The following is an 11,507-nucleotide window of genomic DNA, read 5'->3' on the forward strand; positions in this document are numbered from 1 at the left end:
AAGGAGGCCAAGATGAGTAGAATAACTGAACATCCAATACTTGGAGTAAAGGAAGAAAAGAAACTGGTATCTTTCACATTCGATGGCAAAGACTTGCAGGGATATGAAGGCGAGCCAATTGCAATTGCACTTAAAGCAAATGGAGTAATGATTCATAGATATACGAAAAAGGAACATAAACCAAGAGGTTTGTTTTGTGCAATCGGAAGATGTACAGACTGCGTAATGGTAGTAGATGGAGAACCAAATATCAGAACTTGTGTGACACCTCTGAAGGAAGGCATGACCGTACAGACACAGGACGGGGTCAAGGCAATGTAAGAGGCAGAAAGAAATTATAGTAAAACGGGAGGTGTGTTAGATGGATAGATATGAAGTGATAGTTGTAGGAGCTGGCCCTTCTGGACTATCAGCAGCAATTGAGGCAGCTAAACGAGGACTTAATGTAATCGTATTTGATGAAAATGATAAGCCAGGTGGACAACTTTTTAAGCAAATTCATAAGTTCTTTGGTTCAAAAGAACATCATGCAAAAATCAGAGGATTTCATATAGGAGAAGAACTTTTAGCAGAAGCTGCAGAAGTAGGTGTAGAGGTAGTACTTGGGGCGACGGTAATCGGATTATATTCAGATAAAGAAGTAAGTGTACGAATCGGTGAAGAAATCAAGCATTACAAGGGCGATACAGTAATTGTAGCTACTGGAGCAGCAGAGAATATGGTTACATTCCCAGGTTGGACTCTTCCTGGAGTTATTGGAGCTGGTGCAGCTCAGACAATGATGAACATCCATGGAATTCAGCCTGGTAAAAAGATTTTAATGCTTGGTTCAGGAAATGTAGGACTTGTAGTTTCCTTCCAGCTGCTTCAGGCAGGATGTGAGGTGGTTGCACTTGTAGATGCAGCTCCAAAGATTGGTGGATATGGTGTTCATGCTGCTAAGGTGGCAAGATGCGGAGTACCATTTTATCTTTCTCACACCATCAAGGAAGCTCATGGAACAGATCAGCTAACTGGTGTCACTATCAATGAGGTTGATGAAAAATTTAGACCTATTGAAGGAACAGAAAAATATTTTGAGGTAGATACAATTTGTATGGCTGTTGGTCTTTCCCCAATGTCTCAGCTTCTTAAGATGGCTGGTTGTGAAATGGAGGATAATCCAAAAAGAGGCGGACAGGTACCTATCGTTGATGAATATGGAGAAACTTCTGTTTCAGGTGTATTTGCAGCAGGAGATGTTTCCGGAATCGAAGAAGCATCTTCGGCAATGATCGAAGGTAAGATGGCTGGTGTTTGTGTTTGCGGATACTTAGGCTACATCACAGATGAGGAAAAGGACGCAGAACTATTAAAACTTGAAAAGGATTTGGAAAGCCTAAGACAAGGAATGTTTGCTCCTAAAAATAGAGGAAAGCTTATTGAGAAGACTGAAGAGGGAATTGATATTTCAATGAATCTTTTAAAGAAAGGCTATGTAGCTGATGACGAAATTGAAAGATTCCCAGGTGTTGTTCACAAGGTAGGTGTTCATCCAGTTATGGAGTGTACTCAGAATATTCCTTGTAACCCATGTCAGGATGCTTGCAGCAAAGGATGTATTTCAATTGGGAATAACATTACTTGCCTTCCATTTATTAAAGAGGATAGCAATTGCATTAACTGCGGAATGTGCGTAGCTAGTTGTTCTGGTCAGGCAATTTTCCTTGTTGATGAGGATTGCGGCGACGGTACAGCAACTGTGACACTTCCTTATGAATTCTTACCTTTACCGGAGGTTGGGGATAAAGGCTATGGACTTTCTAGAAATGGAGAGAAGATTTGTGACGCTGAAATTGTATCAGTTAAGAGCGTGAAGGCTTTTGATCATACAAATCTTGTCACTATGAAAGTTCCAAAGGAATATGCAATGAAAGCAAGATTTTTCAAATGCAGTTAGGAGGTAATCAGATGAGTGTAATTGATAGATCAGTTGATATTGGTGGATTTGTTCCTCAGCCAGATGATGACATGCTTATTTGCAGATGCGAAGAAATCACAAAAGGAGAGATTCGAAAAGCAGTTCATGCAGGTATGTGGACAATGACAGAAATAAGAAGATATCTTCGCACAGGAATGGGACTTTGCCAAGGGCAAACTTGTTCAAGACTTGTAAAAGGAATTGTTGCAAGAGAACTTGGAGTAAGTCCAGCGGAGCTTGAGCCGGCAACAGCTCGTTCTCCTATGAGACCAACGGAGATGAAGGTTCTTGGCAAGGAGGTGAGCTGATATGGAAAACAAAAACAAAGCGGATGTAGTGGTTGTTGGTGGTGGAATTATAGGATGTGCAACAGCTTACTACCTTAGTAAGAGAGGTAAATCAGTAATCGTTCTGGAGGCTAGTGAAAATATTGGAAATGGCGGTTCCTCAAGAAACGGTGGCGGTGTAAGACAATCAGGTAGAGACCCCAGAGAACTTCCACTTGCGATGTATGGAATCAAAGAACTTTGGCCAGAGCTTTCTAAGGAACTTGGAGTTGATTGTGAATATCACAAAGATGGCAATTTACGACTTGGAAAAAACGAGAAGCATAAAGAAATACTCCAGGGGCTTACAGATAGAGCAGTTGCTTGTGGCTTAGATGTAAGAATGATTGACGCCGACGAGATTAAAGAAATTAATCCTTATCTTTCAGATGAAGTAACATGCGCTAGTTGGTGTCCAACAGATGGTCATGCAAATCCAATGGTTACAACACTTGCATTTTACAAAAAAGCAAGGGAACAGGGAGTTAGATTTATCACTGGCGAAAAGGTAACAAGACTTAGAAAAATAAAAGGAAAACTTAGAGAAGTATATACAGAAGAAAACCTATATGAAGGCGATTATGTTGTAGTTGCAGCAGGATATGAATCAAGAGAAATTCTTGAAACTGTTGGAGTAGATGTTCCAATGCATCAAGAACTTTGTGAATGTCTTGTAACTGAGGCTGAGCCTCATATGTTTGACCAGATGCTTGGAACTGCAGAAGCAGATTTTTATGGACATCAGTCAGATCATGGCTCATTTGTATTCGGTGGAATGTCAGGACTTGAACTTAATAATAAAAATACAGGTCCAAAGAATTCTCCAAGTAATGCATCAATCACATCCCCTTGTATTTGCCGAGGAATTATGAAGTATTTCCCAGCTCTTGCAAATGCAAAGATTGTTAGAACATGGGCTGGTTATCTTGATATTTGTCAGGATGGTGTACCTGTTCTTGGATTTGTTAACGAGGTGCCAGGACTAGTTGTTGCTTGTGCTTTTTCAGGACATGGATTTGGTATAGCACCAGCGGTAGGAGAGCAGCTTGCAAGACTTATTATTGATGGGGCAACCACAGTTGATATTTCTGGTTTAAGATATGGCCGTTTTAAAGCCAAAATCTAGAATCAGTTTATAAGAAATAAACCATAGGAGGATATGCTTATGAGAGTAGCGATTGAAGAGTTATCAAAAGTAGAAATTATTACAAGGGAAGCAAAAGTTTCAGAGCTTACAGAAAATGCCTCTCGATTTGGTATTACTGGAATGACAATTTATAACGCCTTGGGGTGTGGAGTTCAGCTTGGCACTCAAGAATATGAGAATGAAAAAAGTGATTCGTTAAGACTACTTTCAAAGCAAGTGGTTATGGTGGTACTTCCTACAAGAGAAGTGGATAGCTTTCTTGATTTTGTAGAGAAATCCCTCTATACAGGTCACATAGGTGATGGAAAAATCTTTGTTACACCAGTTACAAATGCCATTAGAGTTCGTACTGGTGAGGAAGGAATGGATGCACTAAAAGAAGGCACACTTGATTAAGGAGGGAGTTCTATGGGTGAAAAGAAGATTGGACTGGGAAGCGTAATTGCTACCGGCGTAGGACTTGTAGTGGCAAGCAGTTGCTTATTATCACTTGGAATAGGAGCTGGAGGGATTGGTACACCATTTATAATTACCATGGCAATTGCCTGTGTTGTAAACATCTTAACACTTTTATCAGTTGCAGAATTAAATGCACTTATGCCAAATCTTACAGGGGGACTTGCTCAGTTTTCCCTTGCTGGCGTCGGACCTTTTATCACAATTATTTGTATGGTTGGAGGCTATTTACTCTGTAACTCCTTGGCTGGCTCAGTTGAGGGAGCTGTATTTGGAAATACATTTTCTTCAATGTTTGGTGGTAGTATTCCACCCTGGGTGTTTACAGCGGTTCTTATTGGATTCTTGTTGATTACTAATCTAAATGGTGTTGATGTATTTATTAAAGTTCAGGATTTTGTTGCCTATGCACTAATAGCGTCTCTTGTAATTATGGGAGTTTTAGGAACTCTTGGAATTGGAACCGGAGAAGTGGTGAATCAACCTGCAGTACTTGCATCGGATTTTAAGAGCGTTACCGGAATTTGTGGATTGGCATTTTTCCTTTTCGTAGGTGGTGAATATGTAATTCCTCTTACAAAAAATTGCAGAAATGCAAAAAGAGATATTCCCCTTGGAATGATTCTTAGTATGTTAATTATCCTTGCTATGCAGATTTTTATGGTACTAGGTTTTAAAAACTACACTCAGTGGGATGAACTTTCTGCAAGTACTACACCACAGATTCTATATGGCAAGATGTTGTTAGGACCAATTGGTAGATATTGGATGCTTGTAGTTACACTGCTTGCAGCAATTAGTTCCGTAAATACGATAATGAGTTCTCTTTCATACATATTGATGGGTATGTCAAAGATTGAACTTTTACCAGCGTTTTTTCAAAAGACAAATAAAAAGGGAGCTCCATATATAGGAATAGTAATAGTGGCAACATTTTTCTTGGTAGTGAATATTACAGGATTATCATCCACTGATTCAATTTCCTTTATGATTGCGGTTCTTGCTATTTTATGGCTCATAAGCTATATGGTATCAAATCTTGATGTGCTACTTCTTAGAAGACGTTTGCCAAATGCACCTAGAAATTTTAAGGTGCCATTTGGAAATTTACTTCCGATACTTGGAATTTTAGGTTCGGGCTATATGATTTATAGCATTGATCCAAGTGTAGAGGTAAAGCTTTTGATTTATAAAGTTGTAGGAATCACCATTGTTGCTCTTTCTATTTATTCGTTCTTTTGGGTAAAGATAAAGGTAAAAAGACCATTATTTCAGCCATATGCTATTAAAGAGGTGATGGCCATGGAAAGTGATTTATATTCAAAGTTTCATAAAAAAGTAGGTTAAGTATAAAGGAGGAATATGTTATGGCAGATGTAATGACAAAGGATTTTCAGGATACAAAGATTGATTTACTTTATTTAAGTGAGCCGGATATGATTAAGGCTGGTGTTAATGATGTTAAAGCTTGCACTTCTTGTATGGAAGAGTTGCTTGTAACACTTGATAAAGGTGATTATTTAATGGGTGGTGAAAATGGAAACTCTCACGGAACAATGATTACTTTCCCTGACAATCCAATTTTCCCAAACATGCCAAAGAGTGGTCCTGATAGAAGATTTATGGCCATGCCAGCATACGTTGGTGGCGAGACAGATATGGCAGGTATGAAATGGTACGGCTCAAATGTTGAAAATAGAGAAAAAGGTCTTCCTAGATCTATTCTTATGGTAATGCTAAATGATAAGGATACAGGAGCTCCACTTTCACTTATGTCAGCAAACCTTTTATCTGCTTATAGAACATCTGGTATCCCAGGTGCTGGCGTAAAGAATTTGGCGGTTAAGGATGCAAAGGTACTTGGTATCGTAGGACCAGGCGTAATCAATATCACAGCTATAGAAACATTTGCAGCCCTTCGACCAACACTTGATACATTAAAGATTAAAGGTAGAGGTAAGGCTTCAATCGATAGATGTATTGAATTTGTAAAGGAAAATCTTCCACAGTTTAAGACAATTAAGGTGGTTGACACTTTGGAGGAATGTGTAAGAGATTCAGATATCTTAAGTTTTGCTACATCAACTGCAATGGGTATGGATAGAAGCCAGTATCCATTTGTTAAAGAAGAATGGATTAAACCAGGCGCATTATTCTGTGTCCCAGGTTCTTGTGATTTTTCAGATGAATTTATCTGTAGCGGCAAGGCGAAGCTTGTATGCGATAATATTAAACTATACGAGGCTTGGGCTGAGGAGTATCCTTATCCAACATATAATCAGATTTATATTCCAGGATGTTTGTGGCTTGATCTTGTTCACGATGGAAAGCTTTCAAAGGACAAGATTATCAACCTCGGTGCAATTCTTGCCGGCAAGGAAGAGGGCAGAACATCAGATGATGAAATTATCATTTATTCAGTAGGTGGCATGCCTGTTGAGGATGTTGCTTGGGGCAAGAAGTGCTATGAAAAAGCATTGGAGCTTGGAATTGGTACAAAGCTTAATCTTTGGGATAAGCCATATTTATTCTAAGTATAATCATATAAACATATAAACAACTTATAATCAGTATTCTCCATAATAAAGCGAGGGAGGCGTCTACTATAATTTGTGGGCGTCTTTTTCGCATTTTTACTGAAAAGTGTTATATTTATAATTGGTATGATTTTTGTGTACCAGAAGCTATTACATGTTTAGACGGGATTTCGGAGGTAATTTTATGAAAAAGAGATTAGCAATAGTACCTATTGTTGCATCTATGGTATTAGTGTTTGGATGTGGAAAGACTGAAGAGGCTGTAGCACCTGAAGAAGAGCAGCAGGCAGTTGAAGATGCTATAGAATCAGCAGCTTCTCAGGAGCAGACTGAGGCTGTAGAAGAAGTGGACAGCACTGATGAGGAAGAGCCAGTACTTCCAGAAATTGATATTTCTGGTTGCGATACTTTCACTCAGATAGTAGATAAAAAGCTTGAGCCTGGAATGGGCTATGCCAACGAGAAAATTGGTGATGAGGATGTTCTTCTTGTGTGTGATATGACTTATGATGATCAAGAAGGCCATACGGCATCTATAGATTCCATAATCTTTTGTTATATTGATGGTGTGCCTGTAGAGATTGGAAGTGTGGTTGCTGCAGGAACAGCTTATCCTATTGCGGTAGAGGATGGCGTTTTGTATGTAGGAAGAGGTCACTCAATCAGCAAGTACACTATAGAAAACAGTGAGCTTGTTCATGTGGCTACAGCTGGTGTTGATTATGGAGTAGATGGAAGCGAGACATACTACTATCAAGAAGGTGATGGTGAAGAAGAGACTTTAGAAAATGATGAGAAATACAACCAGCTTGCAGATGAGTATTTTGATGCATCTATAGTTGATTTTACAGTGGTTGTGGAATAATAGTTGATGCCTGTTTTAGGGGCAGCAGCAGTCTAAAAAGCCGGCAGATTGTACAAAAACGTCCTAAAATGGTACACTTATTGTGTCTGTTTAGGACGTTTATTTTTTTGCTTTTTGCACTGATTGAGTTTTACAGTGTAATTTACAGTAGGCTTTTTGAAAGGACTCGATATAGATGAAAGTAGTTTTCATGGGTACACCAGATTTTGCGGTGGAGACATTAAAGGCAATATATGAGGCTGGTCATGAGGTAATACTTGTAGTTAGTCAGCCAGATAAGCCAAAGGGACGTAGCGGTAAGCTTCAGCCTACTCCGGTTAAGGAGTTTGCTATGGAACATGATATTCCAGTATATCAGCCAGTTAAAATCAGAGCTGAGGAATCAGTGGAGTATCTGAAGCAATATGAGGCGGATGTGTTTGTTGTAGCTGCATTTGGCCAGATTTTACCAAAGGTAATTCTTGATATGCCACGTCTTGGATGTGTAAATGTCCATGGCTCACTTCTTCCTAAGTATCGCGGCGCCGCTCCAATTCAGTGGGCAGTTATAAATGGCGAGAAAGTATCTGGTAATACAACTATGCTTATGGGGCCAGGACTTGATGATGGAGATATGCTTCTTAAGTCAGAGGTAGAGCTTGCAGCTGACGAGACAGGCGGCAGCTTATTTGATAAATTGGCACTTGATGGTGGCAAGCTTGCAGTTAAAACTATCGAGGCTCTTGAAAGAGGTGAGATTACTCCTGTTCCTCAGGATGAATCACAGGCCACACACGTTGGCATGATTAAAAAGGAAATGGGAAATATTGACTGGAGCAAGCCAGCGGAAGAAATAGAGCGCCTTATTAGAGGCCTCAATCCATGGCCATCAGCATTTACATTTTTAAATGGCAAGCAGGTAAAAATCTGGAAGGCCACAGTGGTAGATAAAACTGGTGCTCCAGGTACTATTATTTCTGTAGATAAAAACGTATTTACGGTAGCATGTGGCAAGCAGGCTCTTGAGATAAATGAGCTTCAGCTTGAGGGCAAGAAGCGTATGAATGCAGGTGATTTCCTTAGAGGTAATGCACTTGAAGCGGGAGCAACATTCTCTTCAAATAGAGAATAATAGCTATTACTTTGGATGTTAATCCAGAGTTATGAAGTAAACGAGGTTATTAAATGGCAGGAATTAGCAATAGAGAAATCGCCCTTGAGACTTTGATTGAAATATTGGAGCATGGTCAGTTTTCTCATATTTACCTAAAGGCTGTCCTTGATAAATATTCTTTTCTGGATAAAAACGAGAGGGCCTTTATCAATCGCCTGGTAAATGGCACTGTTGAGAGGAAAATCCAGCTGGATTACATTATCGACAGTTTTTCTAAAACAAAAGCAAAAAAGATGAAACCTCTCATTCGTACCATTATGCGAATGGGAGTTTATGAGATATTTTATATGGATGCAGTTCCTGATTCTGCCACTTGTAATGAGTATGTTAAGCTGGCAAAAAAGAGAGGATTTGCAGGTCTTTCAGGATTTGTAAATGGTGTTCTTAGAAATATTTCTAGAAATAAAAACAAAATAGAATTTAAAGAGCTATGCGTCAAATACTCAATACCTCAGTGGCTAGTAGATAAATGGACAAAAGACTACGGGGTAGATGAGGCCGAGGCCATTATGGCTGGCTTTTTGGAGCCACAGGATCTTTGCGTAAGAGTTAATACATCTAAGATTACTAGAGAAGATTTAGTAAAGAACTTAGAGGAATCTGGGGTTAAAGTTCGTATATGCGATTCACTTGACAGCGCTTTGTATATATCAGGCTACGATTCATTGGCATCCCTAGATGCATTTAAAAAGGGTCTGTTTTACGTTCAGGATTATTCATCCCAGCTAGTGCCAAAGCTTGCAGGTGTTAAGGCTACAGACCATATTATTGATGTATGCTCTGCTCCTGGAGGCAAGGCTCTCCACTGTGGAGAATTGGCAAGTGATGGACTGGTTGTTGCCAGAGATTTAACAGACGCTAAGGTATCACTTATTCAGGAGAATATTAATAGAACTGGTGCTACTAATGTGACTGCAGTCAAATGGGATGCCACAGTTCTTGATGAAGATGCAGTTCGTAAATACGATATCGTAATTGCGGATTTACCTTGTTCTGGATTAGGAATTATTAAGAAAAAGCCAGATATAAAATACAATCAGACAGAAGATACCCTTGCCGAGCTTGTTGCTCTCCAGGGACAGATACTTGATACTGTTTGTGAGTATGTTAAGGATGGTGGAGTTTTGTGCTATAGCACATGCACCATCAATAAAGATGAAAATGAAAATCAGGTAGAGCACTTCTTATCATCACATAAGGATTTTAAGATGGAAGAGATGACTCAGCTTTTACCTGACAGAGAACATGATGGATTTTTTATATGTGTAATGAAAAAGAATTAGTTGATATTAGATCCTTTAATTTAATAGAGCTTACAGATTATGTTACAGGGGATTTAGGTGAGCCAAAATTTAGAGCAAAGCAGCTCTATGAGTGGATGCATCAACATCTGGCATTAGACTATGATGAGATGAAAAATATTCCAAAGTCCCTTAAGGAAAAGCTACTGGCTAAATGCAATTATCATAATCTTGAGCAGATAGATTTGCAGATTTCTAAAATCGATGCCACTAGAAAATATCTATTTAGATTATACGATGGCGAGATGGTAGAGAGTGTGTGGATGAGCTACAAACACGGCAATTCTGTGTGCATTTCATCTCAGGTGGGATGTAAAATGGGCTGTCGCTTTTGCGCATCTACTTTGGATGGTTGGGTGAGAAATCTGACACCTTCAGAGATGCTTGGCCAGATATATGCTATCCAAAGAGATACTGGTGAGAGAGTTTCTAATGTTGTTGTCATGGGCACAGGCGAGCCTATGGACAACTATGATAATATAGTAAAATTTGTTAGACTATTATCTGATGAGAATGGACTGAACATTTCTCAGAGAAATATTACAGTGTCCACTTGTGGCATTGTTCCTAAAATCAAACAGTTGGCAGAGGAGGATTTAACAATCACTCTTGCAATTTCTCTCCATGCACCTAATCAAGCTAAGAGAGCTGAGCTTATGCCTATCGCTAACAAATACGATATCCACGAGCTTATAGATGCATGTCAGTATTACTTTGAGAAGACTGGAAGGCGCATCACATTTGAATATTCACTTGTGGGTGGAGTCAATGATCGTGATGAAGACGCAAAGGAATTAGGAGAGTTAATTGGCCATCTTAATTGCCATGTTAATCTGATTCCAGTCAACCCAATCAAGGAACGAGATTTCGTTAGTCCTAGTATGGACAGAGCCTATGCGTTCCAAAAAAAGATTGAAAAATATGTCAATAATGCTACTATTAGAAGGGAAATGGGCCGGGATATTGACGGGGCCTGTGGACAGTTGAGAAAGCGCAAAATGGACGCTTCGAAAGGGACTATTTAATGATAAGTTGTGCAAAAACTGATGTAGGTATTAAGCGTAAGGTTAATCAGGATGCCATCTTTTATTCAGACACAGCTGTCGGCAAGTTACCTAATTTGTATTTGGTTGCCGATGGCATGGGAGGAGAACTGGCAGGCGATTATGCTTCTGCAAAATGCGTCGAGACAATTATTAATTGCATAAAGAAGTCAAAAGAGACAGAGCCTGTTAGAATTCTTGAAGAGGCAATTCAGACTGCTAACAATCTGATTTACGCTGAGTCTAAATCAGACCCTGGCAAGGCAGGTATGGGCACTACACTTGTTATGGCCACCATTATAGATGGTCATTTATTCGTGGCAAATGTAGGTGACAGCAGACTGTATGTTGCCAACTCATCCAAGGTATTGCAAGTGACCAAGGATCACTCGGTTGTTGCAGAGCTTGTTCGTACAGGTGAGCTTGATGAAGATGATGCTCGCACTGACAAGCGTAAAAATATGATTACAAGAGCAGTTGGTGCTGAGAGCGCTATTGCTGCAGATTATTTTGATGTTGCTCTTAAGGGCCGTGAGCATATTTTACTGTGTTCAGACGGTCTTACAAATATGGTTTCAGACAAAGAGATTCTTTCAATACTCAAATCAGCGGACAGTATTGAAGACCGTGCCACTCGTTTAGTGGAACTGGCAAATAGCTACGGTGGCAAGGACAATATCTCAGTTATTATTGTTGAATAATCTTACAAAAAGGAGAAT

Annotated in this window: 12 protein-coding genes; all 12 read left to right on the forward strand. The window is 39.5% G+C overall.

Features of this window, described 5'->3' with window-relative positions; translation table 11 throughout:
• The first annotated feature begins 12 nt into the window (after positions 1-12).
• Complete coding sequence (locus F0Q01_RS12350) at positions 13-321, forward strand: (2Fe-2S)-binding protein (protein WP_090489066.1); 309 nt, start codon at positions 13-15, stop codon at positions 319-321.
• 40 nt (positions 322-361) lie between these two features.
• Positions 362-1,939, forward strand: a complete 1,578-nt coding sequence (locus F0Q01_RS12355) for an FAD-dependent oxidoreductase (RefSeq protein WP_090489068.1) — start codon at positions 362-364, stop codon at positions 1,937-1,939.
• An 11-nt stretch (positions 1,940-1,950) separates the two neighbouring features.
• Positions 1,951-2,268 carry a (2Fe-2S)-binding protein gene (locus tag F0Q01_RS12360; RefSeq protein ID WP_090489070.1) on the forward strand — a complete coding sequence of 106 codons (318 nt, stop codon included), beginning with the start codon at positions 1,951-1,953 and terminating at the stop codon, positions 2,266-2,268.
• Position 2,269: 1 nt separating this feature from the next.
• On the forward strand, positions 2,270-3,412 hold the full coding sequence (locus F0Q01_RS12365) for an NAD(P)/FAD-dependent oxidoreductase (protein ID WP_090489072.1): 1,143 nt from the start codon (positions 2,270-2,272) through the stop codon (positions 3,410-3,412).
• A 39-nt stretch (positions 3,413-3,451) separates the two neighbouring features.
• Positions 3,452-3,829, forward strand: a complete 378-nt coding sequence (locus F0Q01_RS12370; protein ID WP_163927261.1) for a P-II family nitrogen regulator — start codon at positions 3,452-3,454, stop codon at positions 3,827-3,829.
• A gap of 12 nt (positions 3,830-3,841) precedes the next feature.
• Complete coding sequence (locus F0Q01_RS12375) at positions 3,842-5,236, forward strand: APC family permease (protein WP_090489076.1); 1,395 nt, start codon at positions 3,842-3,844, stop codon at positions 5,234-5,236.
• 20 nt (positions 5,237-5,256) lie between these two features.
• On the forward strand, positions 5,257-6,423 hold the full coding sequence (locus tag F0Q01_RS12380) for a tyramine oxidase subunit B (protein WP_242941873.1): 1,167 nt from the start codon (positions 5,257-5,259) through the stop codon (positions 6,421-6,423).
• Between the two features lie 187 nt (positions 6,424-6,610).
• Positions 6,611-7,291: a hypothetical protein gene (locus F0Q01_RS12385; RefSeq protein WP_090489078.1), complete on the forward strand. Its 681-nt coding sequence runs from the start codon at positions 6,611-6,613 to the stop codon at positions 7,289-7,291.
• A 175-nt stretch (positions 7,292-7,466) separates the two neighbouring features.
• Positions 7,467-8,402, forward strand: a complete 936-nt coding sequence (gene fmt, locus F0Q01_RS12390) for a methionyl-tRNA formyltransferase (RefSeq protein ID WP_090489080.1) — start codon at positions 7,467-7,469, stop codon at positions 8,400-8,402.
• Between the two features lie 53 nt (positions 8,403-8,455).
• Positions 8,456-9,727, forward strand: coding sequence for a 16S rRNA (cytosine(967)-C(5))-methyltransferase RsmB (rsmB, locus tag F0Q01_RS12395; protein WP_090489082.1), 1,272 nt, complete (start codon positions 8,456-8,458; stop codon positions 9,725-9,727).
• A complete protein-coding gene (gene rlmN, locus F0Q01_RS12400) occupies positions 9,706-10,770 on the forward strand; it encodes a 23S rRNA (adenine(2503)-C(2))-methyltransferase RlmN (RefSeq protein ID WP_090489084.1) in 1,065 nt (354 codons plus the stop codon). The genes rsmB and rlmN overlap by 22 nt, the downstream gene beginning before the upstream one ends.
• The gene (locus F0Q01_RS12405; protein WP_090152393.1) at positions 10,770-11,489 is read left to right on the forward strand and encodes a Stp1/IreP family PP2C-type Ser/Thr phosphatase; all 720 of its coding nucleotides are present in this window, start codon (positions 10,770-10,772) and stop codon (positions 11,487-11,489) included. Before rlmN ends, F0Q01_RS12405 begins: the two co-directional genes overlap by 1 nt.
• The last annotated feature ends 18 nt before the right edge of the window (positions 11,490-11,507 follow it).

It is taken from the genome of Pseudobutyrivibrio xylanivorans (assembly GCF_010906925.1).
In the GTDB taxonomy this organism is placed as follows: domain Bacteria; phylum Bacillota; class Clostridia; order Lachnospirales; family Lachnospiraceae; genus Pseudobutyrivibrio.